At 59.9% G+C, this 18,038-nt stretch carries 14 protein-coding genes; 5 read left to right on the top strand and 9 right to left on the bottom strand.

Annotated features, from left to right (window positions below; translation table 11 throughout):
• Positions 1-11: 11 nt before the first annotated feature.
• From ACQZ63_RS13290 to ACQZ63_RS13275, 4 genes are read right to left on the bottom strand one after another with little or no spacing between them, the layout of a single operon-like run.
• The gene (locus ACQZ63_RS13290; protein WP_448799261.1) at positions 12-866 is read right to left on the bottom strand and encodes a metal ABC transporter permease; all 855 of its coding nucleotides are present in this window, start codon (positions 864-866) and stop codon (positions 12-14) included.
• Entirely contained in the window at positions 863-1,723 is an 861-nt protein-coding gene (locus ACQZ63_RS13285) for a metal ABC transporter permease (protein WP_448799260.1), read from the bottom strand. The genes ACQZ63_RS13290 and ACQZ63_RS13285 overlap by 4 nt, the downstream gene beginning before the upstream one ends.
• Positions 1,704-2,612: a manganese/iron ABC transporter ATP-binding protein gene (locus ACQZ63_RS13280; protein ID WP_186447943.1), complete on the bottom strand. Its 909-nt coding sequence runs from the start codon at positions 2,610-2,612 to the stop codon at positions 1,704-1,706. Before ACQZ63_RS13280 ends, ACQZ63_RS13285 begins: the two co-directional genes overlap by 20 nt.
• A complete protein-coding gene (locus ACQZ63_RS13275) occupies positions 2,609-3,499 on the bottom strand; it encodes a metal ABC transporter substrate-binding protein (RefSeq protein WP_013762318.1) in 891 nt (296 codons plus the stop codon). The genes ACQZ63_RS13280 and ACQZ63_RS13275 overlap by 4 nt, the downstream gene beginning before the upstream one ends.
• A 314-nt stretch (positions 3,500-3,813) precedes the next feature.
• On the opposite strand from ACQZ63_RS13275, the gene ACQZ63_RS13270 reads away from it, so the two are divergent.
• A complete protein-coding gene (locus ACQZ63_RS13270) occupies positions 3,814-4,692 on the top strand; it encodes a hypothetical protein (RefSeq protein WP_448799301.1) in 879 nt (292 codons plus the stop codon).
• A gap of 251 nt (positions 4,693-4,943) precedes the next feature.
• Here the strand turns inward: ACQZ63_RS13270 and lysS are convergent, their stop codons facing one another.
• The 5 genes from lysS to ACQZ63_RS13245 all read right to left on the bottom strand — a co-directional run bounded on the left by lysS (position 4,944) and on the right by ACQZ63_RS13245 (position 11,953).
• A complete protein-coding gene (gene lysS, locus ACQZ63_RS13265; RefSeq protein ID WP_013762320.1) occupies positions 4,944-6,443 on the bottom strand; it encodes a lysine--tRNA ligase in 1,500 nt (499 codons plus the stop codon).
• A 203-nt stretch (positions 6,444-6,646) separates the two neighbouring features.
• On the bottom strand, positions 6,647-8,104 hold the full coding sequence (gene gltX / locus ACQZ63_RS13260) for a glutamate--tRNA ligase (RefSeq protein WP_013762321.1): 1,458 nt from the start codon (positions 8,102-8,104) through the stop codon (positions 6,647-6,649).
• A 212-nt stretch (positions 8,105-8,316) separates the two neighbouring features.
• On the bottom strand, positions 8,317-10,089 hold the full coding sequence (locus ACQZ63_RS13255; RefSeq protein WP_025595053.1) for an SLC13 family permease: 1,773 nt from the start codon (positions 10,087-10,089) through the stop codon (positions 8,317-8,319).
• 236 nt (positions 10,090-10,325) lie between these two features.
• Positions 10,326-11,084, bottom strand: a complete 759-nt coding sequence (locus ACQZ63_RS13250; protein WP_060642669.1) for a TerC family protein — start codon at positions 11,082-11,084, stop codon at positions 10,326-10,328.
• Between the two features lie 182 nt (positions 11,085-11,266).
• Entirely contained in the window at positions 11,267-11,953 is a 687-nt protein-coding gene (locus ACQZ63_RS13245; RefSeq protein ID WP_003516212.1) for a TetR/AcrR family transcriptional regulator, read from the bottom strand.
• Between the two features lie 160 nt (positions 11,954-12,113).
• Between ACQZ63_RS13245 and ACQZ63_RS13240 the strand changes: the two genes are divergently transcribed.
• The 4 genes from ACQZ63_RS13240 to xylB all read left to right on the top strand — a co-directional run bounded on the left by ACQZ63_RS13240 (position 12,114) and on the right by xylB (position 17,880).
• Positions 12,114-13,319 carry an HlyD family secretion protein gene (locus ACQZ63_RS13240; RefSeq protein WP_019566960.1) on the top strand — a complete coding sequence of 402 codons (1,206 nt, stop codon included), beginning with the start codon at positions 12,114-12,116 and terminating at the stop codon, positions 13,317-13,319.
• A gap of 30 nt (positions 13,320-13,349) precedes the next feature.
• A complete protein-coding gene (locus tag ACQZ63_RS13235) occupies positions 13,350-14,933 on the top strand; it encodes a DHA2 family efflux MFS transporter permease subunit (protein WP_448799259.1) in 1,584 nt (527 codons plus the stop codon).
• 366 nt (positions 14,934-15,299) lie between these two features.
• Positions 15,300-16,322 (top strand): LacI family DNA-binding transcriptional regulator, encoded by a 1,023-nt coding sequence (locus ACQZ63_RS13230; protein WP_013762325.1) that lies wholly within the window; start codon positions 15,300-15,302, stop codon positions 16,320-16,322.
• 103 nt (positions 16,323-16,425) lie between these two features.
• On the top strand, positions 16,426-17,880 hold the full coding sequence (gene xylB / locus ACQZ63_RS13225; protein WP_111842248.1) for a xylulokinase: 1,455 nt from the start codon (positions 16,426-16,428) through the stop codon (positions 17,878-17,880).
• The last annotated feature ends 158 nt before the right edge of the window (positions 17,881-18,038 follow it).

Raw genomic sequence — 18,038 nt, 5'->3', positions numbered from 1 at the left:
AAATCGTTCTTTTACACCACCGTTTCATTGGCGGCGTCGATCCGGCGGGCCTTGAAGCTGGTGCGAATGAATGTCGCGACGAATGCCAGGCTCATGAACAGTACAATGGTCGGGGCCGGCGCGCTGTCGATCAGGAAGCTTAGCCATATTCCTGCAAGCGAAGAGAGAGCCGCAACCGAGATGGCGACCAGGAGCATGGCGGAAAAGCGCCGCGCCAGCAGGAAGGCGATGGCGCCGGGGGTGACCAGCATTGCGACGGAGAGGATGATACCCACAGCCTTCAGCGCGCCGACCACGGCAAGCGACAAAACCATCAGCAGACCGTAATGCAGGATGCGAACGGGCAGGCCGATTGCCTTGGCATGCTGCGGATCGAAGGCATTGACCAGCAGGTCTTTGCGCAGCACCCCGAGAAACAGGGTGGCAAAAAGCGCGATCAGCCCGGTCTCCAGCATGTCTGAAGGCGCAATGCCCAGCATGTCGCCGAAGAGGATGTGATCCAGATGCATGTCGCTCTGCACCTTCACGTAAAGCACCAGCCCCAGCCCGAACATGCCGGAAAAGACGATGCCGAGCACAGTGTCTTCCTTGATGCGGCTGTTTTCCTTGATGAAACCGGTTCCGAGAGCGCAGATCATACCGGCGGTGAAGGCGCCGATGGAAAGGGGAATTCCGACAATGTAGGCAATCACCACGCCGGGCAGCACGGCGTGCGAAACCGCGTCCCCCATCAGCGACCAGCCCTTAAGCACCAGAAAACACGAGAGCATGGCCATCGGCACGGCAATCATCAGGGTGATGATGAAGGCATATTGCATGAAGGGCAGCTGAAACGGCAGGATGGCGAGTTCGAGATATTCGCTCATTGCGCTTCTCCCAGTGCCTTGCGCGCTTTGGCGCGCGAAGCGAGCAGCCCGTGTTTGGGTGCAAACACGAAAGCGGAAAGGAAGATCGCTGTTTGCAACACAACGATAACGCCGCCGGTGGCGCCGTCGAGGAAGTAGCTGAGATAAGCGCCGACGAAGCTGGTGGTCGCGCCGATCACAAGGCTCATCAGGATCAACCGCTCGAAACGGTCGGTCAGAAGATAGGCAGTCGCGCCTGGGGTCACCACCATGGCAACGACAAGGAAGGCGCCGACGGTTTGAAGGGCTGCAACCGTGGAGGCGGCAAGCAGGGTGAAGAAGATCACTTTCAGCACTTCCGGTTTCAGCCCCACTGTGCGCGCATGGTTCTCATCGAAGAACACCACCATGAAGTCGCGCCATTTCAGCGCCAGTACGATGAGGCTGATGTCGCCGATCAGGGCAAGCTGTATCGTGTCTTCGGTGGTAATTGCCAGAATATTGCCAAGCACGATGGTCTGGATATTGATCGAGGTGGGCGACAGCGACACCATGAACAGCCCCAGCCCGAAGAACGAGGTGAAGATCAGGCCGATGATTGCGTCTTCCTTGAGCCGGGTTTTCTGATTGAGGAACAGCATCGAGCCAGCCGCAAGCCCGCCGGAAAGAAAGGCGCCGAGCGAAAAGGGCAGCCCCAGCATATAAGCGCCCGCAACGCCGGGAACGATGGCGTGCGAGAGCGCGTCGCCGATCAGCGACCAGCCCTTTAGCATAAGATAAGCGGAAAGAAAGCCGCAGACGCCGCCCACAAGTGCGCTGACCCAGATGGCGTTCAGCATGTAGCCATAGGTGAAAGGCTCAAGAAGGCTGTTTATCATCGGCTTTTTCCTTCGGAGCCTGCGGATTTTGTCCGTTCTGGCCGTTCTTTCCGTAGATTACGAAAGGCCGCTCATCGTCGGTAATCACCTTCACCCGGCGCGGATCGGCATCATCATGCAGTTCGGCCCCGCCGAGAACGAAGTGGCGCAAGCTGCCGCCAAAGGCTTTTTGCAGGTTCTCTTCGTTAAACGTGTCCGCTGTTTTGCCCGACGCGAGAACAGTACCCTTGACGAAGACGGCGCGATCGCAGAATTCCGGTACGCTACCGAGATTATGGGTGGAAACCAGCATGACGCGGCCCTCGTCACGCAGTGCCTTCAACAGCGCGACGATCTGTTCTTCCGTCGTCACGTCGACGCCGGTGAAGGGTTCATCCAGCAGGATAACCTGACCTTCCTGCGCCAGCGCGCGGGCCAGAAACACCCGCTTCTTCTGTCCGCCGGAAAGCTCGCCGATCTGCCGCTTGCGATAATCAAGCATATTGACGCGCGTCAGCGCTCTCTCGACCATCTCGTGATCGTGTTTCGACGGAATACGGAAGAAGTTCATGTGGCCGTAACGGCCCATCATCACCACATCCTCAACCAGTACGGGAAAACTCCAGTCCACCTCTTCAGCTTGCGGCACATAGGCGACGAGGTTTTTTCTGAGTGCATCCTTCACGGGTAGGTCGAAAATAGAGACAGAACCGGTGGCCAACGGCACAAAACCCATGATTGCCTTGAAAATCGTGGACTTGCCGGCGCCGTTGACGCCGACAAGTGCAGTGATCGTACCGCGTGGAATGGAAAAGCTGGCATTTCTTAATGCGGTGTGGCCGTTGCGATAGGTCACTGTCGCATTTTGAACCGTCAGGCCGCCGCCGCTTTTTTTGCTGCCCATTCTCATGAAGACAGTCCTTTGGCGATGGTGCTGCTCGTCACGCGCAGCAGGTCGAGATAGGTCGGAACAGGGCCGTCGGCCTCGCTCAGCGAATCCACGTAGAGTATGCCGCCATAGGCCGCTCCGGTTTCCTTGGCCACCTGCCGGGCGGGATCGGCGGAAACCGTGCTTTCGCTGAAGATGACCTGAATATTATGTTCGCGCATGGCGTCGATCACGCCGCGCACCTGTTGCGGCGTACCTTGGCTGTCGGCATTGACCGGCCACAGGAACAGTTCCTTCAGCCCGAAATCCCGGGCGAGATAGGAGAACGCCCCTTCGCTCGTTACCAACCACCGCTTGTTCTCAGGAAGCGCGGAAAGCTCATCGCGGATGGGCTGCACAGTGGCACGGATCTTGTCGGAATAGGCCTTGGCATTGGCGGCGTAAATCTCGGCGTGGGCGGGATCTATTCCAGCGAGTCCCTTGCGGATATTTTCCACATAGATCAAGGCGTTATCGGGTGACATCCAGGCATGCGGGTTGGGTTTCCCCTGATATGCCCCGCCATTAATCGCCATCGGTTCGATGCCGTCGCTGACAGTCACATCAGGCACGCCTGAAAGATTGGCCAGAAACTTCTCGAACCACAATTCCAGATTGAGGCCGTTGCGCAGCACCAGATCGGCCTTGCGGGCCTTGAGAATGTCGCGAGGCGTCGGCTGGTAGTTGTGAATTTCAGCGCCTGGCTTGGTGATGCTCTCCACCTCTGCCGCATCGCCCGCCACATTGCGCGCCATATCGGCAATGATCGTGAAGGTGGTCACCACCTTCGGTTTTTCCTGCGCGACAGCCGCAGCAGGCAGGAAAAGCGAAAAAGCAAAAAGGGCATGGCGGATTTTATGAAGATTCACGTCTGTCACCGATTTTTGTTGCGATCAACTCGCAACACCATCCGTCATGGAAACACACTTGTCAACGCTATTGCAAATCATTCGCAATTTAGCGGATTTCAAAAATGTCTGAAAATGGTGCGCTTTTGCCCGCACGGCGCCGGGGGGATTAAACTTTTTTCAATGAGAAAGCGGCACTATCGCAAGGCTCGGACAACGAGGTCCCGAGCTTATCCCGCGTGTGTTCCTCATCCTTCGAGCCACGTTCCGGGGTGAGGGCGATAGGCGGGGTACTGAATGTCAGGATTTTGCGCGTGAAGGCTGTATTCGGACGAATGCGGTTTTCGCGCAAACTCGTTATGATCGGAGGCGGGATCCTGCTTTTGGCGGGTGCGACCGGTTCTGCTGCCGTGTTTATCGGCAGCGAGCGGCTGCTCGGGTCCACCTATGCCTCCGCGAACGGGCTTTCCTGCGACGCAGTCCAGACAGTCAACATCCGCAAGAACGGTTCCCTGTGGGTCCGCAAATTCATTCGTACTGACGGCGGCAACGGCACTGACCGGTTGAAAACGGCGCTGCGTGTCGCCAGGGCAGTTTACGACAAACAGAAGCCGGATCTGGTCCAGGTTTCCGTGCTGGATAAAAACGGCCCGCAATTGCGCTCGGAAATGCGTGGCCGCGCCATCGCGGCCCAGGTGGTCTTCATTGCCGACCCGGCGAAAATTCCCGAAGGCGCCGATGCCCAGCGTTATTCCGCCTTTTATTACGATGGTGCATCAAACGGCAGCGGCCAGTTTTACGGGCTGCGCATCGATCTGCCCCTGGAAGATGCCGAAGCAATGGCCGCAAGCCTGAGCGATGCCGCCGACTGCGCAACCCCCGCTTCGGACGCCACACCCGAAGGGCATGGCGGAAAAGCCGCAAAAGGCGCGGGCGGACACGGCGAAGGCGACGGCGGCCACGACGCTGCGCCGGCGCAAACGCATGAGGGCGGACCCGGTGCGGAAGCCCACGGCGAGCCCGTAGCCGACGAAGAACTTCTGACCTCGACCCCGGAAGCCGATGGCGGGAGCATCTTCAGCATCAGCTATCTGAAATCACTGATCTTCGGGAAAGGCACAACGACCGCGCAGGCGGCGGAAGAGAAGCTGGCTGAGGGTGAGGTTGCGCCTGCGGAAGAGCCGGGCGCGGCAAAGGCGAAGGCGGGGCATTAGGAGCGTTTGAGCTCTTGCTGACACCTCGGAATTAAAACCATCTGAAAAATTGATACGGCTGTGCCGACGTTTGTAAAATATCGTCGCAGCGCCTTCTTTCGTGATGACGGACCTGATCCGGCATCCAGCCGTTGCGCGTCTGCGCCATGAGACGATCTAGCAGGAAATTTTGCTATAGGGACGCAATGTTCGGTAGAGGCCGAGCGCATGAGGGCAAGGGCGGCCATGCGGCCGCCTTCGCTTGATTATCCTTAGTCCGCCTTGTTGCGGCGGGCCGGGAAGAGGATGACGTCGCGGATCGAGGGGGCGTTGGTCAGGAGCATGATCAGACGATCGACGCCGATGCCGAGGCCGCCGGCGGGTGGCATGCCCTGATCGATGGCGTCGAGGAATTCGTCGTCCAGCTGCTTGTCCTTTTCACCGCGGGCATGGGCCTGCTCAAGCTGCTCCACCATGCGGCGGCGCTGCTCTTCGGGATCGTTGAGTTCGGAGAAGGCATTGCCCACTTCCCAGGCATTGCAATAGCTCTCAAAACGCTCAACGAGGCGCGGTTCGCCCGGCACTTCTTTGGCGAAGGGCGAGATATCCTTCGGGAAATGCGTGACGTGGCTCGGCTGGATAAGCGTACCTTCAACCTTCTCTTCGAAGATGAAGGCAAGGCATTCGCCCCAGGTCCAGTCCTTCTCGACGGCAAAACCGGCAGCCTTGGCGGCGGCGCGGGCTTCCTCGTCAGTCTTGATCGCAAGGAAGTCGATGCCGGTCGCTTCCTTCACCGCATCAGGCATGGGCACGCGCTTGAACGGACCCTTGAAGGAAATTGTCTGGCCCTGGAATTCCACCTCGGTCGTGCCGTGCAGGGCAATCGCCAGCGTCTCGAACAGACGCTCTACGAGACCCATGATGTCTTCGTAGTCGGCATAGGCCCAATAGCACTCCATCATGGTGAATTCAGGATTGTGCCTTGTGGAAACGCCTTCGTTGCGGAAGTTGCGGTTGATTTCAAAGACCTTGTCGGAAAGGCCTGATACCAGCGTGCGCTTCAGGAACAGTTCCGGCGCGATGCGCAGATACATGTCCATCTTCAGCGTATTGTGGAAGGTCTTGAACGGATCAGCCGTCGCACCGCCATAAACTGTCTGCAGCATCGGCGTTTCCACTTCGAGGAAGCCTTCGGCCTCCATGAAGCGACGGATGCCGGACAGGATCTTGGAGCGCTGCAGGAAGCGCAGCTTGGAGTCCTCGTTCGCCAGAATATCGAGATGGCGCTTGCGGTAACGCAGCTCAATATCGGAGACACCGTGCCATTTTTCCGGCATCGGCAGCAGCGACTTGGTGAGCATGGTGATTTCTTCGGCGTTGATCGTCAGCTCGCCGCGCTTGGTGCGGCGCACCTTGCCGGTTACGCCGATGATGTCGCCAATGTCGATCATCGGCAGAAGATTGCGCGCTGTTTCCGGCGTCGTATCTTTGTGAGAGAAGATCTGCACCTTGCCCGAGGCGTCATGGATATCCATGAACATGCCGGAATTGCGCGACGAATAAACGCGGCCCGCCACCGTTACCGTGTCGCCGGTTTCCGTGTCCGGTTCGATATCGGCATATTTTTCCGCCAGCTCCGCATTGGTCAGCGTGCGATGGAAATGCGCCGGATAGACATCGCCGATCTGCTCGCGCAGCAGCGCAAGTTTCTGGCGGCGCACTTCGGTGGCGTCGGAGGAAAGGGCGGTGGTTTCGGTTGTCTTGTCGTTCATTGTTCAATCCTGTTGCGGCGTTGCCGCGGCGACAATTGCCTCCCGTATCCCTCATTCCTGTGCTTGTCACAGGAATCCAGTGCGCCCAAGTCCTTGGCGCGGGAGACCTCAATTCATTCTTTCACGGCGCCGACGCGCCGTGGCTGGATTCCTGTGACAAGCGCAGGAATGAGGGGTGGATTTAAAACCCGCCCCGGCAGGCATCAAGCACCGCTGCCAACCATCGTGGCCACAACGGCAATAGCGACCTTCAGGCGCTGGCGCACCACGGAGCGGCCGAGCAGCGCCATCGAGTCAAACAGCGGCAGCGAGCGCGAGGAACCGGAGACGGCGACGAAGAGCGGCGGCGTGACGACGCGCAGTTTCTTGCCCGTGCGTTCGGCAATGTCGCGCAGCTCGGCCTCGATGGCTTCAACGTTCCAATCAGGCATTTTTTCCAGATCGGTGGCAACCGTGGTGAGGATTTCGTGGATTTCCTCGGGCTTGCTTTTGAGACCGGCAAAGGAGGCGGGCGTCAGGCCAACGTCGCTCGAAAGCAGGAAGCCGGCAAGGTTTGGCAATTCGCCGAGCTTGGAAATGCGGCTCTGGGCAAGCTTCAGGCCTTCGGTCAGGCGGGAATTTTCCATCGCCCATTCCAGCGTGCGGGCAATGAAGTCCTCAGGCGTGAGCTTTTCGCGCAGCCAGCGGCCGTTCAGCCAGTCCAGCTTCTGGATATCGAAGATGGCGCCGGCCTTGGAAAGTGCTTCCGGATCGAACTTCGCGGCCAGCTCTTCCATGGTCAGCAGCTCTTCGCCTTCGGCGATTTGGATGAAGAACAGGCCGAGGAAGTTCATCAGCGCTTCCGGCAGGTAGCCGAGCGCGGAATAATAGGAGATCGACGTCGGGTTCTTGCGCTTGGAAAGCTTCGACTTGTCGGCGTTGCGCATCAGCGAAAGATGCATGAACGTCGGCTGGTCCCAGCCGAAATAACGGTAAAGCAGGATGTGCTTGGGCACTGAAGCCAGCCACTCTTCGCCGCGCGCCACATGGGTGATCTTCATCAGATGGTCGTCGATGACGTTTGCCATGTGATAGGTCGGCATGCCGTCGGCCTTGATCAGCACCTGCATGTCAACCGAATCCCAGGGTATCGAGACATCGCCGTAAACGCCGTCATGGAAATCGCACGAACCTTCGGTCGGGATTTTCATGCGCACGACGTTGGCTTCGCCGGCGGCGACGCGGGTGGTCACTTCTTCAGCCTTCAGGTGGAGGCAGAGACCGTCATATTTTGGCGGCTTGCCAGCGGCGCGCTGCGCTTCGCGCATCTGCTCAAGCCGCTCGGGCGTGCAGAAACAACGGAAGGCATGGCCTTTTTCCAGCAATTCTTCGGCATAGGGCCAGTACATCGGCTTGCGCTCGGACTGGCGGTAGGGACCGTAAGGGCCACCGACGTCAGGGCCTTCCGACCAGGTAAGGCCGGTCCAGCGCAGCGCCTCCAGAACCTTCTGCTCATATTCCAGCGTCGAGCGAGTGGCGTCGGTATCCTCGATGCGCAGGATGAACTCGCCGCCGTGTTTCTTGGCGAAGAGGTAGTTGAACAGCGCGATGTAAGCGGTGCCGACATGCGGCTCGCCGGTGGGGGAAGGTGCGATGCGGACGCGAACGCCGGAAGTGGTCATGAAATTCACTCGTCGTGACGGGGTGGTGACATCGGGGCGGCTTCACCCTTCTATCACGAAGTTTTCGTTTGAATGCGGCGGGAAAGGGTGCGGAAAGGCGTGTTGAACGCACTTTTGCATATTTCCGTTCGGCATCGGCTTAGGCCATATTATGCCGCAGGCGTCAAGGAAATATGGCGCTTGCGCTGTCTTCGCCCGGACGTAAACCGCCCCTAATTCACCGGCCAGACATAAAGCAGCATCGGAATGCTGGCAATGACGATCATGATCGACAGCGGCAGTCCAAGGCGCGGATAATCGCTGAACCGATAACCGCCCGGACCCATGACCAGCGTGTTGCACTGGTGGCCGATAGGCGTGAGGAAATCGCAGCCAGCGCCGATCGCCACCGCCATCAGAAAGGCCTCCGGCCGAAAGCCGAGCGTGGTGGCGAAACCGGCGGCGATGGGTGCCATGACGAGCACGGTTGCAGCATTGTTGAGGAAGGGCGTTACCGCCATGGCAGTCAACAGGATCATGCCGAGTGCTGCGAAGGGCGGCAGTCCTTGCGCGGCATGGCCGAGCCAGGCGGCGATCAGCTCGCTGGCGCCGCTGGTGCGCAGACTGTCGCTGACGGGAATGAGGGCGGCGAGCATGACGAGGATCGGCCCGTCGATCGATTTATAGACTTCGGTGAGCGGTATCGCGCCGACGACGATCATCAGGAAGGCGGCGGCGAAAAAGGCGACGGATACCGGCACCAGCCCGCTGCCGGCGGCAATCATGGCCGCGGCAAGCACGATGACGGGCAAAAGCGCGCGGCGCTGCACCCCAAGCAGGATTTCCCGCTGCGCCAGGGGCAGCAGCGAAAACTCCTGCAAGACCTGTGGCAGGTTCTTGCGGCTGCCCTGCAGGAGAATGACGTCGCCTGCCTGCAAGGTCAGGTCGGAGAGCCGCTGGTTGACGCGCTGGCCGCGACGGCTCACTGCAATCAGATTGACGCCGCGGGTGTAGGATAGCGCCAGTTCGCGCGCGGAAATCCCGTTGAGAACGGATTCGTTGCTGATAACCGCTTCCATGGAAATAAGGTCGGCGGTCTTCTGGCCGTTCTCGGTGAGCGGCTTGCCTGACAGCAGCAGCTTGGCCTGCGAGACGATGCGGTCGAGGCCCTCCGGGTTGCCTTCGAGAAGAATGGTGTCGCCCGGCTTCAGATTGACATCGGGGAAGGGGGAGATACGCCGGGGTCCGCGCAGGATCGTGCTGGCGATTACGTCGCCATCCGCCTGTTTCAACAGCTCCCGCAGCGGCTTGTCGGCGTATGTGCTGTCGGCGGGAAGCGTCGCCTCGGCGGTATAGGCCGACTGGTCCAGAATATCCTCCATCGATGCCTGCTGGCGGTTGCGCACCGGCAGCAACCGGTAACCGAAGGTCAGGAAGATGATGCCGATCACGGTCAGCCCGGCACCGACCGGGGTGAAATCGAACATCGAGAAGCTCTGCCCGGTCATTTCCTCACGCAGCCTGGAAACGACGATGTTGGGCGAGGTGCCGATCTGCGTCATAAGCCCGCCCAGAAGGGCGGCGAAGGCCATGGGCATCAGATAATAGGAAACAGGGCTGCCGGATTTGCGGGCGAACTGGAAAGCAACCGGCATCATGATGGCAAGCGCGCCGATGTTCTTGATGAAGGCCGACATGATGGCGACGACGATCATCAGAAAGGCCAGTTGCAGGGTTTTGGAGTGCATCTCCGGGAAATATTTCTTGATCGTCATATCGACGACCCCTGAACGCGCCACGGCCGAACTGACGATCAGCGCGCTGCCGACGATGATGACGATATCGTCCGAGAAACCGGAGAACGCCTTGTCGAAAGGCACGACCCCAACCGCCACCGCCACCAGCAACGCGCTGCACGCGACCACATCATAGCGGAACCTGTCCCATATGAACGCGACCATCATGCCGGCGATCACGGTAAAGGCGAGGATCTGGTCGGTCGTCATGCTTGCTTATGCTTTCGAAGGAGAGACGGCGGGACGGACTCTTCCGGTAGGGATGTCGAAGAACGCGAGGCGGGGCATGCGGTTCCGACTGGCCGGCGCGTTCCACACGTTCGCGTCATACCGGCCTTGAGCCGGTATCAGCCGCCGCGCGTCGGCGCGGCGGAAAGTGTCCCTTCAGCCCAAGGGCTTGGGCTGAAGGGATGCCGGATCAAGTCCGGCATGACGGGTCGGGGCAATCAGTGCGGTTTGGCCGCCTGTGCTTTCTTGCGCTGTCTGGCGTTACGCGCCAGCATGTTGAGCAGTTCCACCAGCGCCGAAAACGCCATGGCGGCATAGACGTAGCCCTTGGGAACATGGAAGCCCATGCCTTCGGCGATCAGGGTCGTGCCGATCATCATCAGGAAGGCGAGTGCCAGCATGACGATGGTGGGGTTGCGCTCGATGAAGTTGGCGAGCGGCGTTGCGGCGAGCAGCATCACGGCAACGGCAAAGATCACGGCCACGATCATGATCGGCAGATGCGGTGTCATGCCAACGGCGGTGATGATGCTGTCCACGGAGAACACGAGGTCGAGCAGCAGGATCTGGCCGATGGCGGCGCCGAAATTCATCGCAGCCGGGCCGCCCACCATGTCTTCCTTGTGATCTTCAGGATCGACATTGTGGTGGATTTCCTTGGTGGCCTTCCACATCAGGAAGAGACCGCCGGCGATGAGGATCATGTCCTTCCACGAGAAGGCGTGGCCGAAGATTTCGAAGACCGGCGTGGTGAGCTGCACGATCCAGGCCACAGTGCCGAGAAGGCCGAGACGCATGATCAAGGCAAGCCCGATGCCGATCTTGCGGGCTTTTTCGCGCTGTTCAGGCGGAAGCTTGTTGGTGAGGATCGAGATGAAGATCAGGTTGTCGATGCCAAGCACGACCTCCATGACGATCAGGGTGACCAGCGCCACCCAGGCAGCGGGGTCGGACAGAAGAGGGAGAACGGACTCCATCAGGGAATTTTTCCTTTCAGCAACAAGGCCACCCGAAACATTCGGTTCGTGGAATTTATAGCGCAATACGCGAGAAACAAGGAGACCGCGCCTGTGATAGGCAAGATTTCATCGAAATTTCGCGCAAACCGCGTATCAGGCCCCGTGCCGTTGCCGGTCCGGTCGCCCGTTGCTGAATGATTTCAGGCCTTGTCGGTTCCGTAGGCCGCCATGAACACCATGATGGCGCTGTCGATCACCCGGTCCAGCTCCTCTTCGGGAACCGGGCCTTCGAGTTCTCCGAACAGGCGCAGCTTGAAGAAAGTGCCCGTGGAAAGCTCGATATATTGCCGGGCGGCAAGTTCGACGTCATCGACCTTGAGATGGCCGAGCGAGACCTGATGCTCGATGAAATCCTGAAGAACGGTGCGCACGTTGTTGGGTGCTGCGATGAAGAAACGCTGCGCCAGCTTCGGCATGCGGTCGATGACGCCTATCACCGAGCGCATGGCCGGTATCATTTCGGAGCAGATCATCTTGTTGGCGAAGGCCTTGCCGAACTGTTTCAGGCCGTCGCGCACCTCTTCGGTGCCGGCCAGAATGTTGCGCATGGAGGTCGCGAATTCCTGGCGGTGATGATCGACAAGGGCGGCGAACAGGTCTTCCTTGTTGGAGAAATAGACATAGATCGTTCCCTTGGAAACGCCGGCTTCCCGCGTGATGTCGTTCATGCTGGCGGCATCGAAGCCCTTGCGCTTGAACACGCGCCAGGCGCCGGCAACAATCTGCTCACGCTTGGCCGGGTCTTCGCCCGCAGCAAAACGCCCGGCGGGGTTTCCCGGACAGCCCGTTTCGGTTTCCGTCTCCATATCCATGTCTTCACCTGCCATCGTTACCGGTTCCTAGCACTGCAATGGCGTAAAAAAAATTAACCGAACGTCGAACCAATCAGTTCGATTACACTTGATATGTGTCAGGAAAGGGATTATGTCAATCGAACCGAACGGTTCAGTTCGAAAAACTTTCTTCAATTTATCACGGTACAATCTCATGTCGGCCCAGAAGAATAGCGCGGTTCGCGCCGTCAACGATGCGGAAGAGGCGGACGTTTCCGCCAAGGCTGAGACCTCTCCGGCAAAGCCGGTGGAGGCCCCGCCGCAACAGCCGCCACAGACAATTGCCGCACCTAAGAAGAAGAAGCGTTCGCCGCTTCTGCCGATCTTTGCGATCGCCCTTCTCGCCGGCGCCGGCTGGTACGGTTATAACTGGTGGATCGACGGTCGCTTCATGGTTTCGACGGATGACGCCTATATACAGGGTGATATCGCGGTCATCGCGCCCAAGGTTTCGGGTTACATCGCCAAGGTGAACGTTGTCGAAAACCAGGAAGTCAAGGCGGGTGATCCGCTGGTTACTCTGGATGACGGCGACTATCGCATCGCGCTTGAACAGGCCGACGCGCAGATCCGCACCGAGGAACTGTCGCTGAAGCGCATCGATGCGCAGATCATCGGCGGCGAGGCAGCGCAGGAACAGGCCGTTGCCCAGAAGGGCGCTCTGGATGCGGCCCTTCGCGGCGCGGAAATCACCCAGAAGCGCGCCACCGAATTGCAGGCGAAGGATGTCGGCACCGTTGCCGCTTCCGACAGCGCGCAGGTCGCGCTCGATCAGGCCAGGGCGAATGTCGTAGCCGGCGAGGCGGCGATCTCGTCCGCGAAAGCCAATGTCGAGCTTCTTCGCGCCCAGCGCGAAGAAGCCGAAAGCACCATCCGTTCGCTGCAACTTTCCAAGGACAAGGCGGCCCGCGATCTGGCCTTCACCGTGCTGAAAGCGCCTTATGACGGCGTTATCGGCAATCTGGCGGTGCAGACGGGCGATCTCGTTTCGGTCGGCAAGCGCCTTGCTTCGCTGGTGCCGTTGAACGAGCTTTATATCGACGCCAATTTCAAGGAAACGCAGCTGGCCCGCGTGGTGCCCGGTTCGAAGGTCCGCGTCCATGTGGATGCTTTCGACGACGAGACCATTGAGGGCACGGTCCAGTCGATCTCGCCCGGTTCCGGTTCGGTCTTCTCGATGCTGCCGCCGGAAAACGCCACGGGTAACTTCACCAAGGTCATCCAGCGCGTACCGGTGCGTATCGTCTTCTCAAAGGAAGATCTCGCCAAGCACAATCTGCGTGCGGGCCTGAGCGTCGTCGTCGATGTGGATACCCGCACGGCGCCGGAAAACACGAAAACGGCGCACGTTAACCCATAGGCCAACCAGGGCGTCGTTGAGGGCAAGATCATGGCGGCTACGGTTGTCGGCACAGGCGGGGTATCTGTTCCCGTCGATCCACCCATGGACAAGCGCAGGCTCATCGCGTTCTTCGCGATGGTCTTCGGCATGTTCATGTCCATTCTCGATATTCAGATCGTCTCCGCCTCGCTTGCGGAAATCCAGGCAGGTCTCGGGGCGGGCTCCGACGAGATCGCCTGGGTGCAGACATCCTATCTGATCGCAGAAGTCATCATGATCCCTCTGTCGGGCACGCTGGCGCGCATACTGTCCACGCGCGTGCTGTTTGCCACCTGCGCAGCCGGCTTCACCCTGTCGAGCGCGCTCTGCGCCACCGCGACCAATATCGACCAGATGATCGTCTACCGGGCGATCCAGGGCTTTATCGGCGGCGGCATGATCCCGTCGGTCTTTGCGGCCGCCTTCACCATTTTCCCGCCCTCCAAGCGTTCGGTCGTCTCGCCGATCATCGGTCTCGTCGCCACGCTTGCGCCCACCATCGGTCCCACGGTCGGCGGTTATCTTTCCAACGCCTTCTCCTGGCACTGGCTGTTCCTCGTCAACATCATTCCCGGCATCATCGTCACCATCCTGACATGGAGCCTGATCGATTTCGACAAGCCTGAAACCTCGCTCTGGAAGAAGTTCGACTGGTGGGGGCTGATCTCCATGGCCGTCTTCCTCGGCTCTCTGGAATACGTGCTGGAAGAGGGCAACAACAAGGACTGGTTCAACGACGAGCATATCGTCATCGGTTCGGTGGCCATGGTCATCGGTGCGGTGGTGTTCTTCTGGCGTGCCTTCAAGGTGGACTTCCCCGTTGTGGACATCCGCGCCTTTGCGGACCGAAATTTCTCCATCGGCTCGCTGTTTTCCTTCGTGATGGGCATAGGGCTTTACGGGCTAACCTATCTCTACCCGCTCTATCTCGGTCGCGTGCGCGGTTACGATGCGCTGATGATCGGCGAGACCATGTTCGTTTCCGGTCTTGCCATGTTCTTCACCGCGCCGATTGCCGGCAAGGTGTCCACCAAGCTCGATCCGCGCATCATGATGGCCATCGGCTTCATCAGCTTCGGTTGCGGCACGTGGATCATGACGCATGTGACTACCGACTGGGATTTCTACGAGCTGCTGATCCCGCAGGTCCTGCGCGGTTTCGGACTGATGATGTGCATGGTGCCGATCAACAACATCGCGCTCGGCACGCTTCCGCCCGCGCGCATCCGCAATGCCTCGGGCCTGTTCAACCTCACCCGCAACCTCGGCGGCGCGGTTGGCCTTGCCGTCATCAACACCCTGCTGTCGCAGCGCACCGACGATCATTATGTGCGGCTGGCGGAACATGTCAGCTATTCCAATCCACAGGCGCTGGAGTGGCTGAACAATGTCGGCGCGAACTATGATTCCTACGGGCTGGACGGTGCTTCCGTCGCGATCAAGAAGCTGGTCGGCATGGTCTCGCAGCAGGCGTGGATACTCGCCTTTGCGGATGTGTTCTTCGCGCTGACTTTGCTGTTCGGCAGCCTGATCTTCATGACCGTGCTGATCCAGAAACCCAAGGTAGCGCCGCCACCAGACGCGGCGCACTGAACAAAATCCCCTCCCATCCACCGCAGAGCTGGGGCCGTCGGAAATGACGGCCCCTTTTTTGTGTGCTTCGCGATACTTTTCCCTCATGCCGTCCTTCCGCCGATATCCAGTACGCCCAAGTCCTTGGTCCAGGTAAAATGACGGAAGTTGTTGGTCAGCCCCGATATTCTGCAGCCTGTTGATTTTATTGACGTGTCTAAATCCTTGGGAAAAGCCGAGGGATGACGCCGGGCAAAGGCGCGCACCCGTAGTTCAAAGGTAGAAATAAAGTGAAATCATCGTCTTGCTGAAAATGTGAGGTACGTACATCATTTTTCGGTTTACGACGGCGGCAAAGCTGGATATTCAAATGGCACGGGAGGAAACATGAAGCCGACAGTTCACGATATCGCCGAGCGGGCGGGTGTCAGCCTTGCCACCATCGACCGGGTGCTGAACATGCGCCCCGGCGTTCACGCCGCTACTCGAGCGCGGGTAGAGGCGGCGATTGCCGAGCTTGGTTATGTGCGCGATATCGCTGCCGCCAATTTGGCCAAGGGTCGCAATTATTCACTGGTCTTCATCCTTCCCGGCAACGACAATTCCTTCATGGCGACGCTGCGAGCCGAAGTCCGTGCCGCAGCCGCCCGCGCCCATCTGGAGCGCACGGCGATCCGCGTTATCGAGGTGCCGCCTTTCAATGCCGCGGCACTGACGGAGGCGCTGGAAGTCGCGCGGCGGGAAAAGCCGTCGGGCGTCGCCTTCGTCGCCACCGATTCTGAGGATGTTGCCGAAGCCGCGGACCGGCTGGCTGAAGATGGCATCGCCACCGTCACGCTGGTTTCCGATCTCTCCGGTTCGCGCCGCGACCATTATGCCGGCGTCGACAACGTTGCGGCCGGGCGCACGGCGGCTAGCCTCATGGGGCGCTTCCTGTCCGGGCGCGGCGGCGATATTGCGGTCGTTGCCGGCTCCATGCTGGTGCGCGACCATCGCGAACGCCTAGACGGCTTCCGCTCCGTCATCGAAAGCGAATTTCCGGACCTGCGACTATTGCCGGTCCTCGAAGGCCGGGACGATCCCGTCACCGTCGAGGCGCTGGTCACCAAGGCGCTTGCGAGCGACGCGCTGTCCGGCATCTACAGTCTCGGCGCCGGTAATCGCGGCCTCATCCGGGCGCTCAGGGCGTCATCGGGCGAAAGGTCGCCATCCGTCATCGCCCATGAGCTCACCGAAAACACGGCCAATGCGCTGCGGGAAGGCGTGCTCGATGCCGTGCTCAACCAGGATGCAGGGCATGAGGTGCGCAGCGCCATTCGCGTGTTGAAAGCGCGCGCGGATGGTCTCGCTGTCATTGCCGCGCAGGAGCGTATCCGTATCGACATATTCCTCAGGGACAATCTGCCCTGAGGAGAGCATTTCCAGGAAAAGTGGCCGCCGGTTTTCCGTCCGGAAATGCGGTGACCCTTAAAACCGCTGAAGTGGCGCAAGGAGCGCCGGAATGGAGAATTACATGTATCTCGGTCTCGATCTTGGAACATCCGGTGTCAAAGCCCTGCTGATGGACGGCGATCAGAAGATCGTCGGCTCGGCCAACGGCTCGCTGGAGGTCTCGCGTCCGCATCACGGCTGGTCGGAACAGGACCCGGCGGACTGGATCGCCGCCACGAAAACCGCAGTCGAAGGTCTGAAGCAGAAGTTTGCGAAGGAACTCGCTGCCGTGAAAGGTATCGGCCTTTCCGGCCAGATGCATGGCGCGACGCTGATAGACGCGAGCGGCAATGTGCTGCGGCCGTGTATTCTGTGGAACGACACGCGCTCCTATGCCGAGGCTGCCGAACTCGATGCCGATCCGCGCTTCCGCAAGATCACCGGCAACATCGTATTCCCAGGCTTTACCGCACCGAAACTGGCTTGGGTCGCGAAGAACGAACCTGAAATCTTCGCGAAGGTGGCCAAGGTACTGCTGCCGAAGGATTACCTGCGACTGTGGCTGACCGGTGAATATATCTCGGAAATGTCGGATTCCGCCGGCACATCGTGGCTGGATACCGGTGCGCGCAAATGGTCTGCCGATCTTCTGGCGGCGACCGGCCTTGAAGAAAAACACATGCCGTCGCTGGTCGAAGGCACCGAGGAGGCAGGTGTGCTGCGTGCCGAGCTCGCCTCGCAATGGGGCATTGCGGGCAAGGCCGTGGTGGCCGGCGGTGCGGGTGACAATGCCGCTTCCGCCTGCGGCATGGGCACGGTGAAAGAGGGCCACGCGTTCGTTTCGCTCGGCACTTCCGGCGTGTTGTTTGCCGCCAACGCCTCCTATCTGCCGAAGCCGGAAAGCGCCGTACACGCGTTCTGCCACGCGCTTCCCAACACATGGCACCAGATGGGCGTCATCCTGTCCGCTACCGATGCACTCAACTGGTATTCGCGCCTCACCGGCAAGTCCGCAGCCGAACTGACGGGTGAACTGGGCGACGAGCTTCTGGCGCCGAGCGGCGTCACTTTCGCACCCTATCTTTCCGGCGAGCGCACGCCGCATAACGATGCCGCCATTCGCGGCTCTTTCATTGGCCTTTCGCATGAAAGTGACCGCAGGGCGCTGACGCAGGCCGTGCTGGAAGGCGTGACTTTCGCCATCCGTGACAATCTCGAAGCGCTGAAGTCGGCCGGCACCTCCATTTCCCGCGTCACCGCCATCGGCGGCGGTTCGCGCTCGGCCTATTGGCTGGCCTCGATCGCGACTTCGCTCGGTGTGCCCGTGGATATTCCGGCCGAGGGCGATTTCGGCGCCGCTTTCGGCGCCGCCCGCCTCGGTCTCATCGCTGCAACAGGTGCAGATCCGGTTGCAGTCTGCACGCAGCCGGAAACGGCGCGGACGATCGAGCCGGTGGTGGCGCTTGGCGATGCTTATGAGGAGGCTTACCAGCGGTATCACGCGCTTTATCCCGCCATTCGGCCGCTTTCGCATTGAGGTTTTGCGTGCGCCGTTCACCCCTCTCTGCCCTGCCGTGCATCTCCCCCGCAATGGGCGAGATCGACAAGCGGCTAGGTCACGTCCTCCTGTGAGGTCGCGATCGAAGCGGTTGAGCGCAACTTGCTGATCTCCCTCCTTGTGGGGGAGATGTCCGG

This window comes from Agrobacterium sp. CG160-95 (assembly GCF_053521725.1).
Note: the sequence above shows the minus strand (reverse complement) of the source record. Positions and strands in the feature narration are given on the sequence as shown.

Coding starts and splice junctions, on each gene's coding strand:
- ACQZ63_RS13290 (WP_448799261.1), bottom strand. CDS start 866: ATGAGCGAATATCTCGAACTCGCCATCCTGCCGTTTCAGCTGCCCTTC.
- ACQZ63_RS13285 (WP_448799260.1), bottom strand. CDS start 1,723: ATGATAAACAGCCTTCTTGAGCCTTTCACCTATGGCTACATGCTGAAC.
- ACQZ63_RS13280 (WP_186447943.1), bottom strand. CDS start 2,612: ATGAGAATGGGCAGCAAAAAAAGCGGCGGCGGCCTGACGGTTCAAAAT.
- ACQZ63_RS13270 (WP_448799301.1), top strand. CDS start 3,814: ATGCGGTTTTCGCGCAAACTCGTTATGATCGGAGGCGGGATCCTGCTT.
- lysS (WP_013762320.1), bottom strand. CDS start 6,443: ATGAACGACAAGACAACCGAAACCACCGCCCTTTCCTCCGACGCCACC.
- gltX (WP_013762321.1), bottom strand. CDS start 8,104: ATGACCACTTCCGGCGTTCGCGTCCGCATCGCACCTTCCCCCACCGGC.
- ACQZ63_RS13255 (WP_025595053.1), bottom strand. CDS start 10,089: ATGACGACCGACCAGATCCTCGCCTTTACCGTGATCGCCGGCATGATG.
- ACQZ63_RS13250 (WP_060642669.1), bottom strand. CDS start 11,084: ATGGAGTCCGTTCTCCCTCTTCTGTCCGACCCCGCTGCCTGGGTGGCG.
- ACQZ63_RS13245 (WP_003516212.1), bottom strand. CDS start 11,953: ATGGCAGGTGAAGACATGGATATGGAGACGGAAACCGAAACGGGCTGT.
- ACQZ63_RS13240 (WP_019566960.1), top strand. CDS start 12,114: ATGTCGGCCCAGAAGAATAGCGCGGTTCGCGCCGTCAACGATGCGGAA.
- ACQZ63_RS13235 (WP_448799259.1), top strand. CDS start 13,350: ATGGCGGCTACGGTTGTCGGCACAGGCGGGGTATCTGTTCCCGTCGAT.
- ACQZ63_RS13230 (WP_013762325.1), top strand. CDS start 15,300: ATGAAGCCGACAGTTCACGATATCGCCGAGCGGGCGGGTGTCAGCCTT.
- xylB (WP_111842248.1), top strand. CDS start 16,426: ATGTATCTCGGTCTCGATCTTGGAACATCCGGTGTCAAAGCCCTGCTG.